This is a genomic window from Leeia aquatica (genome assembly GCF_012641365.1).
Lineage (GTDB): Bacteria > Pseudomonadota > Gammaproteobacteria > Burkholderiales > Leeiaceae > Leeia > Leeia aquatica.
In genome coordinates, this window is sequence record NZ_JABAIM010000004.1 from 46,186 (window position 1) to 60,364 (window position 14,179).

The following is a 14,179-nucleotide window of genomic DNA, read 5'->3' on the forward strand; positions in this document are numbered from 1 at the left end:
TCAGCCGGACAAAAGTGCGACCTTCAAGCTGGCTTGCCGCTCCTCAAGGGGGCCGGAGAGTAACTGATAGGGGATGCCACGCTGGTTCAGCGTATCGACATACCATTGATGCTGGCGCAGACGGAATGCTTCGTCTTGCCGAGTGCCATCCTGCACCATGGGAAAGTCTGGCGCGGACAGGAATACCTTGTGATACGCTCGCTGAGACAAGTGATGTAAGGCCGGTGCGGCTTGAGCAAACAGGGCCAGACTGTAGAAGAGTGTGGTCAACGGTGAGGTATCACAAATAACCCAATGCCGCGCCCGGCATGCGGCCTCCTGCTCCCGGCGTACTTGCTCTTCCGCGATCATCAACAGGTCATCATAGATCAACTTACCCTGTCGTTGCTCCCATAGCTCGCGCCCATACTCCGCAACACAAGGCTCATCCAGCCAGGCGGCCAGCCAGGCCGTCAGGGTACTCTTGCCCGTAGATTCCGCACCAAGCAGGCACAGCCTGGGCATCCAGTCATCCAGCACGGGCAAGGCCAGATGCTGCCGGGCCGTACGCCAGTGCTGACGCAACTGTGTGCCGGATACCGGCATCCGGGACCGCTGCGGGTCATAACTGACGTGCATCACCTGCTCGCCAAAGTGCGCGGACAATGCAGCCGCAAAGCCCTCACCGTATGCCTCGCTGGTAAATACCGCCTGCACATTGACTTCCAGCACCCGCTGCAGCCAGGCTGCCATGAACTGGCGTTGCGCATTATCGCTGGCATCATTGGCAGGCATATCCGGCACCGCCATACCGGCCTGCTGTAGCTGTGTTACCTTTTCAGGCGTAATGACACTGATCACACTCTCAGGGGCGCACGCTCTCAACCAGCGTTCGCGTTGCTCTGCTGCGCACCCAGGATATTCAGGCGAAGAGTAGCTCACAATCACCAGCCGTTTGCACTTTGCGGCCGCAAACTGGATCAGCCCCAAATGCCCACGGTGCAATGGGGAGAACTTGCCGACCACCAGCCCGGTGTCAAACCGGGCGCTCACCGCTCAGCCTGCCGATGCCAGCGCCAGCCGCCATACCATGCATTGAACCAGAAGAGGACATACACAGCGGCAGTCAACTGCAAACCCCGTGACGCATAAACCGGGATCGCGATGGTATTCACCAGAATCCAGCATAACCAGCTTTCCACCCGCCGAGCCATCAGCAAGAACTGACCCAGGACACTCAGCGCCAGGATGGCTGAGTCCCAAAATGGGGCATAGGCATTGGTATAGCGGTGCAAAATCATGCCATATCCATAGGTGACCCCCCCGGCAAACACGGCCAGCATCAGCATCATCCGGATCGGTACTCGACGTATTGGCGGTTCGACGCGCTGGATCCCACCGCGCCACTGCCACCAGCCCCACAGACTGGTGACAATGAAGAACCCTTGCAATACAACATCTGCATAAAGCTGGCTTTGATAGAACAGGGTGGCAAACAGGGCACAGGCGATAATGCCCGTCCACCAGGTATGCACCCGGTTTTGGGCCGCCAGCCACACGGAGACCAGATATAAAAGATTAGCGGCTATTTCGAGAGGTGACATGGGTTTTCCAGAGGTGTCAGCTGCTGGTGCTGAAAAGCGCACAGTTTAGCAGGGTAAAGCTCGGTAGCCAGCCTATCGGAGGTGCTTGGCCTTGGCAAAGCGCCGGGTGGGCGTACCTTGGTGGAAGCGCATCTGCCAACCCGCAGCCGTGTGCTGCCAGAGTGAGCTGCGCAGGGTGAAGCGGCTGAGGCGGCCAGATGCATCCAGGTTGGCGGAACGGTAGGTCAACTGCGCTAACGCATCGCCCAGTGGGGTCAGTGCATAGTCTTGCGACCAGATGGCAGGGCCTTCGCTTTCCGCCAGCAAGGCGGCGACGATGCTGTCGCGGCTGTACACGGTGCCAGACCGGCCAAACTCCTCAAACGCCGGGTGTAGCAGCGCTTGTAGCCGTGCCGGGTCATGGCGAACCGCCGCTTGATGTAGTTCTATTTCCTGAGCACGTAGCAGTTCGAGAAGCATGGTATGGCCTTAAGCAATGAGGATTAGTGGCAAAGTTTAACCCTGCTGAAAGGCCATCTTGCATGAGCGCCCACAGCAGGACAAGACTCATTCCTTGAAGCATGCTTGATGCTGCTTCCAGTCATGGTGCCTGATCGGCTAGCTACTGGCTGCCCGCATTACCCCTCAGACCACAGCGGCGTAAACGCAGCTATTGCGCAGTTGACCATCCGGCGTGATGCGCTCGTGGCGCAGTATGCCTTCGAGCTGCATGCCGATGGCCTCGCACAGACGGCGACTGGCGACATTCGCCTCATCAACCCAGGCGCACACCCGGCGCGCACCCAGCTGTTCAAAGGCATAGCGTACTAAAGCCCCGACCGCTTCACGCATCAAGCCCTGCCCCTGATAGCCTTTTCGGCCCCAATAGCCAATCTCAAAGCTGGGAACGGCCCAGTCAATATCATGCAGGCCGATGCTGGCCACCAGTTCACCGGCGGTGTCGAAAACCAGATAATTCAGCGTGGTACGTTGCATGAACCAGGCCGCGCTCAAACGGCACCAGCTCTCAGACACCGCGACCGAGGGCTCAGCCTGCGCCCACGGCAGGGAGGCGGGCCATTGCCGCAGCAGGTCCAGCGTCTCCACCACGGCCGCATGGACCATGGCACCATCGCCAGCACGAGGCACCCGCAACCGCAGGCGAGGGGTGGTCAGTTCCGTGTGTATGTCTCGCAGTATGAAGCTCATCATCTCCCGCTTTATTCACAATTGAAAACGTAATACTGGGAGCTGGCGGGCCTCACCGCAAACTGGCCGATCAGCCCAATGATCCAACACCGCGCCGAGCTTTTCATAAAAAGCCTGTGCATTCGGGTCTGATTCCACCCAGACCACTTTCAGTCCCATGCTGGTTGCAACCATGAGGGCGTGTTGAACCAATCGCTTGCCGTGACCACCACCATGGTAAGCGGGGTCAACCCAACAGTGTTCGATATACCATCGCCCTTCAAAGGTCTCCAAACCGGTGAACGCAATAATTTCGCTACCCACATCCACCTGCCGCTCCAGGACAAAGTAGTTTGCCGCAATCTGCTCGGGTCGCAGCGTCAATGCTTCATCCCAAGCCGCCAGCCAATGCGTAGGGTAGGGCCAATGCGCCTTGCCTTTCTTGGCTAGCCTTGTCAAAGCATCCGCATCATTTTGCTGTGCCTGGCGCAGTATTGCTGTCATCATCGCTTGTCACTTCGTCGGAATGAGCGGGTCTGGCAAAGCCTGGTAGGGGCCTTCTTCCTGCACCGGTCACAACAGGCGCGATGCACTCGTTGGATGGGAAGAGGGGTATCGGAGTAGGGTGCTGCCAGCAAAGCTGAAACAGTAGTCAAACACGTCTGGGGTTGCAATACGCTCACCTTAACAGCCTGACGCGTCCAGCGTCGTCAGGTAGCTGAAGTAATCCTGCAGCGTTCGCCCTTCCTGCTGTGGATACACTTCCTCCAACACCCGCCACTGCTGCAGACGGTCGATACGGAAATGCCGCATGGCCTGGCGCAGCTCGCACCAGGCCGCCAGCGTCCAGCGGTCGCCCCAGAAGAACAGGCCCAGCGGCCACACCACCCGCTCGGTCAGCAGGCCATCCTCACGCACATAGCTAAGCAGCAGTTTGTGACGCTGCAAGATGGCTTCCCGCACCGGGGCCAGCCGCTCCAGCGGATAGGGGCGCTGGCCGGCCACATAGGAGGGGTTGGCCTGCAGCGTTTGCACCAGTGCAGTGGGCAAGGTGGTTTCCAGCTTGGTCATCGCCGCCTGGGCCGCCTGCCGGGCCTCCCGGTCCGCCCAGCCCGCCACCATGCGCGCGCCGAGGTGCAAGGCGCGTACTTCGTCCGGGGTGAACAGCAGTGGCGGCAATTCAAACCCCTTGCGCAGCCGGTAGCCCACCCCGGCTTCGCCATCAATCGGTGCGCCACTGCTCATCAGGTCACGGATATCGCGGTAGATGGTGCGGTCGGACACCTCCAGCCATTCCGCCAGCTGCTGCGCGGTGGTACAGCGCCGCCCGCGCAGCAGCAGCAAAATCTGCATCAGCCGGTCAGCCCGCCTCATCGGCGCTTCCTGGCCTGTCCGATGGCTACCGCCTCGGCCAGCCAGCCCAGCAGCTCATCGCCTGCGACATCGTCCGTCGTCTCAAAGCGCAAGTGGCGACAACGCTTACCGTCTCCCAGCAAGCGTTGCTGCGGATCATGCAGCTCAACCCCATGCTCGAACAGCAGGTGAACCGCACCGTCCCGTTGCGGGAACAGGCCGCAGACATAGCCTGCGGTGGCATGATGAAAAGCCAGCCCTTGCCAGCCCAGATTCAGGCGCTCCTGCAAAGGCTGGGCGTCAAGCAACTGCACCCGCAGCTGCAGCAGCAGTGTCGCGCACGGCTCCGGCCAGCGTGCCAGCCAGTCCAGCACGGCGGCGGACGGTGGGGTGATCACAGTGGGTGGCTCTGTAAATGCTGCATGTCGATACTGTCTGCCTCGATCAGTGCAAAAAATGCACCACAACTGGGTAGTTGCATCACCGCCTGCATGGCAGCCTGCGCGCTGGCAGCATCCTGCCACAGAATCGAATCCAGCCAGCGGCCATCCTCCGCGCGGGCCAGCTGGCGATGGCGAAAGCCCGGCAGGCGGGCGACATCGGCTTGCATGGCATGTACGGCAGCGAGCACAGTGTCGGCGTCAACGTCGGGGTGGGTACGAAACCACACTTGCTCAAGGCAGGCGGCAGTGGCAGCGGTCATATCAGGGCTCCTGTCAGTCGTCACCGGCGCGAATCGCCAGCTGGAACTGCAGTGTACGCCCGGCTCCTGACAGGCCACTGTCAGGAGCCTTGCCGGTCAAACGATGTCGAGGTGATCCAGCCCGGAGAGAATGTCCCGGCTCTTGGCTTCCTGCCCGTGCAGCTTGATGCGCAGACGCAGGTCGTTCACTGAGTCGGCATTACGCAAGGCATCCTCGTAGCTGATATAGCCACCTTCGTAGAGATCGAACAGCGCCTGGTCGAAGGTCTGCATGCCCAGCTCGCGGCTCTTGGACATGATTTCCTTGATCTCGTGCACATCGCCCTTGAAGATCAGGTCCGCAATCAGCGGCGAATTGAGCATGATTTCTACCGCAGGCACCCGCCCCTTGGTGCCCTTGATCGGCAACAGACGCTGCGACACAAAGGCTTTCAGGTTCAGCGACAAGTCCATCAGCAGCTGGGCACGCCGCTCTTCCGGGAAGAAGTTGATCACCCGGTCCAGCGCCTGGTTGGCCGAGTTGGCGTGCAGGGTGGCCATGCACAAGTGACCGGTTTCGGCAAAGGCAATGGCGTAATCCATGGTGTCGCGGTCACGAATTTCCCCGATCAGGATCACGTCCGGCGCCTGCCGCAGGGTGTTCTTCAGCGCGGCACCCCAGCTGTCGGTATCGACCCCGACTTCTCGCTGGGTAATGATGCAGCTCCGGTGCTCGTGCACGTACTCGATCGGGTCTTCGATGGTGATGATGTGGCCGAAAGAGTTTTCATTGCGGAAGCCGATCATCGCCGCCAGCGAAGTCGATTTGCCGGAACCGGTACCGCCGACAAAGATCACCAGACCGCGCTTGGTCATGGCAATGTCTTTCAGCACGGTAGGCAGCTTCAGCTCATCCAGCGACGGGATCTTGGTATTGATGGTCCGGAACACCAGCCCGACCTTGGCCTGCTGCACAAAGGCGTTCACCCGGAAGCGGCCAATCTGCGGCGGGCTGATGGCGAAATTACACTCGTTGGATGCTTCAAACTCTTCGGCCTGACGGTCATTCATCACCGCCCGCGCCAATTCCTTGGTGTGCTGCTGCGACAGCGCCTGATTCGAGACTGGCGTCACCTTGCCGTCGATCTTCAGCGCCGGGGGGAAGTCTGTCGTAATGAACAAATCAGATGCATTCTTGGCGACCATCAGCTTGAGCAGGTCGTGCATGAATTTGGTAGCCTGATCGCGCTCCATGGCAATCTCCTTGAATCAGGTCAGCGCTGCTGCACCGGGTTACTGGAACAGATCCTTGTTGGCGGCGCGCACCTTGGCTTCGGCACTGCTCACGATATTGCGACGCACCAGCTCCTGCAGACACTGATCCAGCGTCTGCATGCCGACGCCCTGGCCGGTCTGGATGGAGGAGTACATCTGGGCAATCTTGTTCTCACGGATCAGGTTCCGGATCGCCGGGGTACCGATCATGATTTCGTGCGCCGCCACCCGGCCCGTGCCGTCCTTGGTCTTGAGCAGGGTCTGCGAAATCACCGCCCGCAGCGATTCGGACAACATGGCACGCACCATGTCCTTTTCTGCTGCCGGGAACACGTCAACAATCCGGTCGATGGTCTTGGCCGCCGAGCTGGTGTGCAGGGTACCAAATACCAGGTGACCGGTTTCGGCGGCGGTCAACGCCAGCCGGATGGTTTCCAGGTCACGCATTTCGCCCACCAGAATCACATCCGGGTCTTCCCGCAGCGCCGAACGCAGCGCGTTGTTGAAGGAGAGCGTATGCGGCCCGACTTCACGCTGGTTGATCAGGCACTTCTTCGATTCGTGCACGAATTCGATCGGGTCTTCCACCGTCAGGATGTGGCCGTACTCGTTTTCGTTGATATGGTTGACCATGCCGGCCAGCGTGGTGGACTTGCCGGAACCGGTCGGCCCGGTGACCAGCACAATGCCGCGCGGCTGATTGGAGATTTCCTTGAAGATCACCGGCGCATTCAGCTCCTCCAGCGTCAGCACCTTACTGGGAATGGTACGGAACACGGCGGCAGCGCCCCGGTTCTGCACAAAGGCATTCACCCGGAAACGCGCCAGATTGGGGATTTCAAACGAGAAGTCGCACTCCAGCGTTTCTTCATACACCTTGCGCTGGCCATCATTCATGATGTCGTACACCATGTCGTGTACGTCTTTGTGCTCCAGCGGCGGCAGGTTGATACGCCGTACGTCACCATGCACCCGGATCATTGGCGGCAGCCCGGAGGACAAGTGCAAATCGGACGCCTTGTTCTTTACTGAAAACGCCAGCAGCTCAGCGATTTCCATTTATACTATCCTTTCGCGCAGATGCAACGGCAAACAACGGCAGGAAGCGCCTTCACAGGCGGCAACAGTCCATTATGAGTTCAATATCCAGCGCCTTGCAAGGCGTGCTCCAGCAGATCCGGCAAACGGCGCTTGCCGCCGGGCGTGAGCCTGACAGCGTGCAATTGCTGGCCGTCAGCAAAACCTTTCCGGCCGAAGCGATCCGGGAAGCCTGGGCCGCCGGGCAAACGGCGTTTGGCGAAAACTATGTGCAGGAACTTCTGGACAAGGCCCATATTCTAACGGATTTGCCAGTACAATGGCATTTCATCGGGCCGTTACAGAGCAACAAGACGCGCCCCGTTGCCGAAATTGCACACTGGGTTCATAGCGTAGACCGGCTGAAGATTGCCGAGCGCCTGTCCGCCCAACGGCCCGCACAGATGCCGCCCTTGAATATCTGCCTGCAGGTCAACATCAGCGGGGAGGACAGCAAGAGCGGCGTGACGCCGTCGGAGCTGCCCGCGCTGGCCGCAGCGGTGGCGCGCTTGCCACGTCTGGTCTTGCGTGGGCTGATGTGTATTCCAGCCCCGACGACGGACCCGCTACAGCAGCAGGCCGCGTTTGCTGCCCTGCGAGAGCTTTATGAGCAGCTGCTGGTGGACGGGCTGGCGCTGGACACCCTGTCGATGGGCATGTCTGCCGACATGGTGGCCGCAATTCGGGAAGGGGCGACCATGGTGCGCGTCGGAACGGCCATTTTCGGTCACCGTCATTACCCGGGGAATCCTGCATGAACCTGTCGTTCCGTCCGTTACCACAGCTGCTGTTGCTGTCCGCCCTGAGCCTGCTGCTCAGTGCCTGCCCTTCCCATCAGCAACCCGCCAACCGGGGAACGCCGACGCCGGTCATCAGCAGCGGCAACACCACGCCCACCTCCCCGTCGCCTGCAAACACCAAGCCGGTGGTCCCGGCCAGCGGACCGCAGGTCAGCTTGCCCGGCAACAACAGCAAACAGGCTTTTGACCGACTGGCAGACATGCGCGCCAAGAAGGACATGAAGACCAAGACCCGCAGCAAAACCCAGCTGACCGTGGCCCGCCTGCTGCCGCAAGTGAAGGGCAAGCCGCTTGAAGAAGTGCGCATCAGCTACCAGATTAACCAGCAAGGCAACACCATGCTGCTGACCGCCCGCGCGTATCAGGTCCAGCAGCCAGATACCTTTACCGAACGCGTGACCGACATTACCCCCCAGCTGGCGGAGAGAATCCAGGCCGAGCTGGACGAACTCGCTGCCGGTATCAGCCGCTGACCCCACCCGGGCCACGCCGATACCGGTTGATGAACATGGAGCCTGCACAACATGCGCATTACCTTTATCGGCGGCGGCAATATGGCCGCAGCCCTGATTGCCGGCCTGCACCAGCAGGGCCATCCTGACCTGCAACTGCATGTGGTCGATCGAAATGAAGACAAATGCCGCCGCTTTGCTGAACAGCACGGTGCCAGCTGGTCGCTGAGTGTCAGTGAGGCCGACCTGCAGGCCGATGTGGTGGTACTGGCCATCAAACCGCAAGGCATGGCGGCACTCGCCGAGCAGATTCGCCCCTGGCTGCATCAGCAGCTGCTGATCTCGGTGGCGGCGGGCATCCGTACCAGCACACTCAGCCAATGGTTGGGCGACTACCGCCAGCTGGTGTGGGTGATGCCGAACACGCCAGCCCAGATTCAACGTGGGGTTTCCGGTGTATACGCCATGCCGGAAGTACAGCAGACACAACGCACCCTGGTGGATCAACTCCTCGCTGCCGTAGGAACGACCGTGTGGCTGGATGACGAAAACCGCATGGATGCCCTGACCGCCATTTCCGGCTGCGGCCCAGCTTATGTGTTCCTGATGGTGGAGGCGCTGGCGGAAGCCGCCCGTAAGCTGGGCTTCTCGGATGCCGACGCCAGCCAGCTGGCGGGCCGTACTTTTGAAGGTGCCATTGCACTGCTGGCCCACAGCGGTGAAGATCCGGCCAGCCTGCGACAGAAAGTCACCTCCAAAAAGGGCGTGACCGAGCAAGGCATCCTCAGCCTGCAGGCAGACGGCCTGGCAGAGATTGTCTGCCGCGCCGCCGAGCGGGCCCAAGCGCGCTCGGTGGAGATGGGCGCACTGCTGTCGCAAGGGGCGCAAGCATGAGCAAAGATGCACTGTGGCTCAGCATACGGGATGAGGTCAGCCGTACCGCTGCCGAAGAGCCCATGCTGGCCTCTTTCCTGCACATGACCGTGTTGCGGCACAAGACGCTGGACGATGTGGTGGCCTTTCACCTCTCCAGCAAGCTGGCCAGTCCAACCATGGATGCACGGGTGCTGATGGAGTTGATCAGTGAAGCGCTGGCCGCAGACCCGGTGATCATGCAGTCCATCCGGGCTGACATTGAAGCCGTACGCAGCCGTGACCCGGCTTGCAAGGATTTCTCCACGCCGCTGCTGTTCTTCAAGGGTTTCCAGGCCTTGCAGTGCTACCGCATTGGCAACTGGCTGTGGCGGCAGGGGCGGCACGCGCTGGCCATGCACATCCAGAACCGCATTTCGGAAGTGTTTGCGGTGGAAATCCACCCGGCGGCACGCATCGGTAAAGGCATACTGCTCGATCATGGTACCGGCTTCGTGGTCGGCGAAACGGCAGTAATCGAAGACGACGTGTCCATCTTGCAGGAAGTGACACTTGGCGGCACCGGCAAGGAATCCGGTGACCGCCACCCCAAGATTCGGCAGGGGGTGCTGATCGGGGCTGGCGCCAAAATTCTTGGCAATATCGAAGTGGGCAAAGGTGCCAAGGTCGGAGCCGGCAGCGTGGTGCTGAAAGCTGTGCCGCCGCACGTTACCGTGGCAGGGGTACCGGCACGGGTGGTGGGTGTCTGTGAAAACGACAGCCCGGCTGAGCAAATGGATCACCGCATTCAGGAACCGCTGGCATGATGCAGGCTTTGGGATTCATCCTCGATACCATTATTGGCTTTTTCATTCTGGTGCTGCTGCTGCGGTTTTCACTGCAGTGCGCCCGCGCCTCGTTCAATAACCCGCTGTCGCAGTTCTGCATCAGCTTCACCAACTGGCTGGTACGCCCGCTGCGGCGAGTCATCCCCGGCCTGTTCGGGCTGGATCTGGCCACGCTGGTGGCCGCCTTGCTGGTGGCCTGGGTGCTGAGTCTGCTCAGTGCCTGGATTCTGCAAAGCACAGGCTTTACCTTGCCCTTGAGTGTGTTGCTGCCCTTTACGCTGGGACTGGCAGTCATCAAGGTCATGCAGGTCGAGCTGTATCTGCTGATCGGCAGCGCCTTTGTATTGTGCATCCTCAGCTGGACCCGGGCCTACCATCACCCGATGGCCGGTTTGCTTAACGCTTTGGTCGCCCCGTTGTTGCGCCCGTTGCAACGGGTGATCCCACCAGTGTCCGGCTTTGACCTCTCCCCGCTGGTGCTGATCCTGGTCCTGCAAGTGATCCTGTATTTTGCGCTGCCCTCCTTGCAGCAAAGCCTGCTGCGAGCCGTGCTGCTTTGAACGCCAGCTGGCTGCGACAGGCCGCCCCGGGGGAATGGATACTCACCCTGCACATCCAGCCCGGCGCCAAACGCAGTGAGGTGGTTGGGGTGCATGGCGAGGCGCTGAAAATCCGCCTCGCCGCCCCACCGGTTGACGGCAAGGCCAATGCGGCCCTGTTGGCCTTTCTGGCGACGCAACTGAACATCCCGCAACGCCAGCTTGAACTGCTCAGCGGTGAGACCAGCCGCAGCAAGCGGGTGAAGGTATCCGGCCCGGACGAGACGCTCCGCCCTCGTCTGCAGGCCTTGGTGGCCGCCCTGGGCTGATTGCCCTTAATCCATGCGGCGAAACTCGCCTTCCAGCACATCCGGGTCAGCAGGCTGAGCGGCGGGCCCCTGCGAGGGGCTGACACTGGCTTGCCAGCGCTGCGGCATCGGCCACGGCAACAGCAGCAGCAAGGCCAGTACATCGGTGAACATGCCGGGGATGATCAGCAGCACCCCGGCCAGACCCTGCCGCAAGGCATACAGCAAGCCCCATACCGGCAATTGTTGCTGACGTGCAGACTGCAACATGACCCAGGCTGCCGTCAGGCGTACACTCTTCAGCAAGCCCCACCCCAGCAGCATAGCAACCAGCATATACAGCCAGACCCAGCTACCGATCTGCTGACCCAGCCAGACCAGACCCAAGACTTCCAGTACCGGCAGGGCCAGCACACATAACAGGGCAATACGCAACATGACAACACTTTCGACTGAAGGACTTCTGGTCCTGTGCAATATTCCGGCCAATGCCGACCCGGCAGGCATAGCCCAGCTTCTGGTGGAAGAGCAACTGGCGGCCTGCATCAACCTGCTGCCACCCGTTCGCTCGGTCTACCGCTGGCAAGCACAGGTGGTGCAGGATGAAGAAACGCCCTTGCTGATCAAAACCACCCACCAGGCCTACCCGGCGCTGGAAAAACGCTTGCAGGCCTTGCATCCGTATGAACTTCCGGAGATCATCGCAGTCCCTATATGCAAAGGGCTGCCGACTTACCTTGCTTGGATGGTCGATAGTGTCAAAGCGTTCCCTGAATAAAGTGAAACATGATAGCGCGTCTTTGCCTGTTACTGCTGATGCTGTCCTGCCTGCTGCGGCCGGCACAGGCCGAATTGCGGCCACCGGAGCAGGTATTCATTCCGCAGCTGCGCTTTGAACACCCGCAGCAACTGCGGCTGCAGATCCGCATCGAACCCGGCTATTACCTGTACCGCGACCGCTTCGCGGCCACGCTGGATGGGCAACCCGTCAGCCTGACCCTGCCCGCTGGCGAAACCAAGGATGATCCCAGCTTTGGACGGGTGCAGGTCTATCACAAGTCGGTCGACATCCTGCTGCCCCTGAGCCAGCCACTCACCGGTCCTGCCCAGTTGCAGATTCGTTCACAGGGCTGCTCGGAAACCTACAAGGTCTGCTTCCCGCCACACACCCGGAAATGGCAGCTTCGCCCCGGCGGCATCGTCCAGCCACTGGACAGCAAACTGCCCGGCCTGCTGGGGGCCCATACCAACGCCGCGCCCAGCGCGGCGTTGTCTTTCCCGAGCGCACAACATCCGGTGAGCCTGTGGCTAACCCTGGGCGGCTTCTTCCTGGCCGGGTTGCTGATGGCGGCCACCGTCTGCATGTACCCGCTGATTCCCATTGTTTCGGCCCTCATCATCGGCCAGCATGGGGAAACCACACGCCGCGCCCGCAGCTTCTGGCTCAGCATGGCCTATGTACAGGGCTTGGCCATCAGTTACACGCTGGCAGGGCTTGCCGCAGGCTCACTGGGGCTGCCGCTGACGCTGTGGCTGCAGCAGCCGTGGGTCATTGCCAGCTTTGCGCTGCTGATGGTGTTGCTGGCGTTGTCCCTGTTCGGCTTGTATGAATTGCAGCTGCCGTCGGGCTGGCAAACGCGATTCAATGCCTGGAGCAACCGCATGCCGGGCGGGCGTTTCCTGCCGGTACTGGTGATGGGGGCCTTGTCGGCCCTGATTGTCGGCCCTTGCGCCACGCCGGCGCTGGCGGCGGCCTTACTGTTCATCGCCAAGAGCGGCGATTTGTGGCTGGGCGGTCTGGCCTTGTATGCCATGGCGCTCGGCGTCGGCACGCCGCTGTTGCTGATCGGCGTATTTGGTGGCCATATTTTGCCGAAGACCGGGGCATGGATGCTGGCGGTGAAGCAGCTGTTCGGTACCCTGATGCTGCTGGTGGCCCTGTGGATGGCGTCGCCCATCCTGCCCCCCCGGCTGCTGATGCTGCTGCTGGCCACCTTGCTGATCGTATCCGCCATCTACCTGTCCGCGCTCGACCCCCTGCCCACGCACAACGCTTCAGGCTGGCGCAAGCTGTGGAAAGGCCTGGGGGTGGTGCTGCTGGTGATCGGCATCACGCAGCTGCTGGGAGCAGCCAATGGCGCCGATGATTTCCGCAAGCCACTGGGGGGGCTGTTCCGCAGTGCGCAGGCCGCGCCCGCGCCGACCTTGAGCTTCCGCCAGGTGCAATCCCCGGCGGAACTGGACCAGCTGCGACAGCAGCACCCCGGGCAGCCCGTACTGCTGGATTTCTATGCCGACTGGTGCAGCAGCTGCATCGAAATGGAGCATGAGACCTTCTCTGATCCGGCGGTGCAAAGGAAACTGCAAGGCGTGTTGCTGGTACGTGCCGATGTCACCGCCAACCTGCCGGGACACCGCGCGCTACTGGCCCGTTTCGGTCTGTTCGGTCCGCCCGGCATCATTCTGTATGACCGCAGCGGGCAGGCTCAGCCGCCCTTGATCGGCTTCATGCCGCCGGAAGTCTTCATTGCGGCACTCCGCCCGCTGGAGGCGTGATGCAGGCCAGCCGACGACAATGGTTGTGGGGTATCGGGGTGGGCATGGTCGCTGCCGGTGCGGGTTTCGCCCTGCGTCTGTGGCAAACCTCGCCGCATGTCCCGGCCGCATCCACTGCAAGCACGCCCCTCCCGGCCCCCACCCCGGCGGCCGGTCCTGGGCAGCAATTGTGGCAACGGCGCTGGCCCGACTTGCAAGGGGTAGTGCAGCCTTTGTCGCAATGGCGTGGCAAGGTGCTGGTGGTGAATTTCTGGGCCACCTGGTGCGCGCCGTGTCGTGAGGAAATACCCGCCTTCGTCCGCATCCAGAGCGATTTTGCGCTGCAAGGGGTGCAATTTGTCGGCATCGCGCTGGATCAGGCGGATCTGGTCGAATCGTTTGCGCATGAGCTGAACATCAACTACCCCTTGCTGCTGACCGGCGAAGAAGGGCTGAAACTGCTGCCTGAGCTCGGCAACCCGACCGGCGGTTTACCGTTTACCCTGGTCTATGACACGGATGGCCGCCTGCTGCACACCCATCTTGGCCCGATTGCCGAGGATGTGCTGCGTCAGGTGCTGGAACCGCTGTTGCCACGACCTTGAGGCCAACGGCACCCATCTTGCAGCAAACGCCGGTGTTTGCTGGCTCCATAAGGTAAACATACGTTCACTTGCCGCAAACTTGCGCGAATTGCTGGACAATTTC

General features: G+C 61.1%; 20 protein-coding genes. 9 read left to right on the plus strand and 11 right to left on the minus strand.

Annotated features, from left to right (window positions below):
- The 10 genes from HF682_RS15015 to HF682_RS15060 form a co-directional block, all read right to left on the minus strand.
- Window positions 1-1,032 (minus strand): AAA family ATPase, encoded by a 1,032-nt coding sequence (locus HF682_RS15015; protein ID WP_168878152.1) that lies wholly within the window; start codon window positions 1,030-1,032, stop codon window positions 1-3.
- Window positions 1,029-1,625, minus strand: a complete 597-nt coding sequence (gene pnuC, locus HF682_RS15020) for a nicotinamide riboside transporter PnuC (RefSeq protein ID WP_205882115.1) — start codon at window positions 1,623-1,625, stop codon at window positions 1,029-1,031. The genes HF682_RS15015 and pnuC overlap by 4 nt, the downstream gene beginning before the upstream one ends.
- 30 nt (window positions 1,626-1,655) lie before the next feature.
- Window positions 1,656-2,042 carry a nuclear transport factor 2 family protein gene (locus tag HF682_RS15025; RefSeq protein WP_168878153.1) on the minus strand — a complete coding sequence of 129 codons (387 nt, stop codon included), beginning with the start codon at window positions 2,040-2,042 and terminating at the stop codon, window positions 1,656-1,658.
- 165 nt (window positions 2,043-2,207) lie between these two features.
- Window positions 2,208-2,774, minus strand: coding sequence for a GNAT family N-acetyltransferase (locus HF682_RS15030; RefSeq protein ID WP_168878154.1), 567 nt, complete (start codon window positions 2,772-2,774; stop codon window positions 2,208-2,210).
- 12 nt (window positions 2,775-2,786) lie between these two features.
- Complete coding sequence (locus tag HF682_RS15035; RefSeq protein ID WP_168878155.1) at window positions 2,787-3,257, minus strand: GNAT family N-acetyltransferase; 471 nt, start codon at window positions 3,255-3,257, stop codon at window positions 2,787-2,789.
- A 177-nt stretch (window positions 3,258-3,434) separates the two neighbouring features.
- The gene (locus HF682_RS15040; protein ID WP_168878156.1) at window positions 3,435-4,124 is read right to left on the minus strand and encodes a helix-turn-helix transcriptional regulator; all 690 of its coding nucleotides are present in this window, start codon (window positions 4,122-4,124) and stop codon (window positions 3,435-3,437) included.
- Window positions 4,121-4,501, minus strand: a complete 381-nt coding sequence (locus HF682_RS15045) for a DUF1801 domain-containing protein (protein WP_168878157.1) — start codon at window positions 4,499-4,501, stop codon at window positions 4,121-4,123. Before HF682_RS15045 ends, HF682_RS15040 begins: the two co-directional genes overlap by 4 nt.
- A complete protein-coding gene (locus tag HF682_RS15050; protein ID WP_168878158.1) occupies window positions 4,498-4,806 on the minus strand; it encodes an acetaldehyde dehydrogenase family protein in 309 nt (102 codons plus the stop codon). The genes HF682_RS15045 and HF682_RS15050 overlap by 4 nt, the downstream gene beginning before the upstream one ends.
- A gap of 96 nt (window positions 4,807-4,902) precedes the next feature.
- A complete protein-coding gene (locus HF682_RS15055; protein WP_168878159.1) occupies window positions 4,903-6,039 on the minus strand; it encodes a PilT/PilU family type 4a pilus ATPase in 1,137 nt (378 codons plus the stop codon).
- Between the two features lie 39 nt (window positions 6,040-6,078).
- On the minus strand, window positions 6,079-7,119 hold the full coding sequence (locus HF682_RS15060) for a type IV pilus twitching motility protein PilT (protein WP_168878160.1): 1,041 nt from the start codon (window positions 7,117-7,119) through the stop codon (window positions 6,079-6,081).
- A gap of 71 nt (window positions 7,120-7,190) precedes the next feature.
- Between HF682_RS15060 and HF682_RS15065 the strand changes: the two genes are divergently transcribed.
- The 6 genes from HF682_RS15065 to HF682_RS15090 are packed head-to-tail and all read left to right on the plus strand — an operon-like array spanning window position 7,191 to window position 10,957.
- Window positions 7,191-7,895 carry a YggS family pyridoxal phosphate-dependent enzyme gene (locus tag HF682_RS15065; protein WP_373282896.1) on the plus strand — a complete coding sequence of 235 codons (705 nt, stop codon included), beginning with the start codon at window positions 7,191-7,193 and terminating at the stop codon, window positions 7,893-7,895.
- Entirely contained in the window at window positions 7,892-8,410 is a 519-nt protein-coding gene (locus HF682_RS15070; protein ID WP_168878162.1) for a hypothetical protein, read from the plus strand. The genes HF682_RS15065 and HF682_RS15070 overlap by 4 nt, the downstream gene beginning before the upstream one ends.
- Before the next feature lie 51 nt (window positions 8,411-8,461).
- A complete protein-coding gene (proC, locus tag HF682_RS15075; protein WP_168878163.1) occupies window positions 8,462-9,283 on the plus strand; it encodes a pyrroline-5-carboxylate reductase in 822 nt (273 codons plus the stop codon).
- Window positions 9,280-10,068: a serine O-acetyltransferase gene (gene cysE / locus HF682_RS15080; RefSeq protein ID WP_168878164.1), complete on the plus strand. Its 789-nt coding sequence runs from the start codon at window positions 9,280-9,282 to the stop codon at window positions 10,066-10,068. Before proC ends, cysE begins: the two co-directional genes overlap by 4 nt.
- Window positions 10,065-10,649 carry a YggT family protein gene (locus HF682_RS15085; protein ID WP_168878165.1) on the plus strand — a complete coding sequence of 195 codons (585 nt, stop codon included), beginning with the start codon at window positions 10,065-10,067 and terminating at the stop codon, window positions 10,647-10,649. The genes cysE and HF682_RS15085 overlap by 4 nt, the downstream gene beginning before the upstream one ends.
- Window positions 10,646-10,957, plus strand: a complete 312-nt coding sequence (locus HF682_RS15090) for a DUF167 domain-containing protein (RefSeq protein WP_168878166.1) — start codon at window positions 10,646-10,648, stop codon at window positions 10,955-10,957. The genes HF682_RS15085 and HF682_RS15090 overlap by 4 nt, the downstream gene beginning before the upstream one ends.
- 6 nt (window positions 10,958-10,963) lie before the next feature.
- Here the strand turns inward: HF682_RS15090 and HF682_RS15095 are convergent, their stop codons facing one another.
- Window positions 10,964-11,374 carry an FxsA family protein gene (locus HF682_RS15095; RefSeq protein ID WP_168878167.1) on the minus strand — a complete coding sequence of 137 codons (411 nt, stop codon included), beginning with the start codon at window positions 11,372-11,374 and terminating at the stop codon, window positions 10,964-10,966.
- On the opposite strand from HF682_RS15095, the gene cutA reads away from it, so the two are divergent.
- The 3 genes from cutA to HF682_RS15110 are packed head-to-tail and all read left to right on the plus strand — an operon-like array spanning window position 11,373 to window position 14,076.
- On the plus strand, window positions 11,373-11,714 hold the full coding sequence (gene cutA, locus HF682_RS15100; RefSeq protein ID WP_168878168.1) for a divalent-cation tolerance protein CutA: 342 nt from the start codon (window positions 11,373-11,375) through the stop codon (window positions 11,712-11,714). The genes HF682_RS15095 and cutA overlap by 2 nt on opposite strands.
- 8 nt (window positions 11,715-11,722) lie before the next feature.
- Window positions 11,723-13,492, plus strand: coding sequence for a protein-disulfide reductase DsbD (gene dsbD, locus HF682_RS15105; protein WP_168878169.1), 1,770 nt, complete (start codon window positions 11,723-11,725; stop codon window positions 13,490-13,492).
- The gene (locus HF682_RS15110) at window positions 13,492-14,076 is read left to right on the plus strand and encodes a TlpA family protein disulfide reductase (RefSeq protein ID WP_168878170.1); all 585 of its coding nucleotides are present in this window, start codon (window positions 13,492-13,494) and stop codon (window positions 14,074-14,076) included. Before dsbD ends, HF682_RS15110 begins: the two co-directional genes overlap by 1 nt.
- Window positions 14,077-14,179 lie beyond the last annotated feature (103 nt).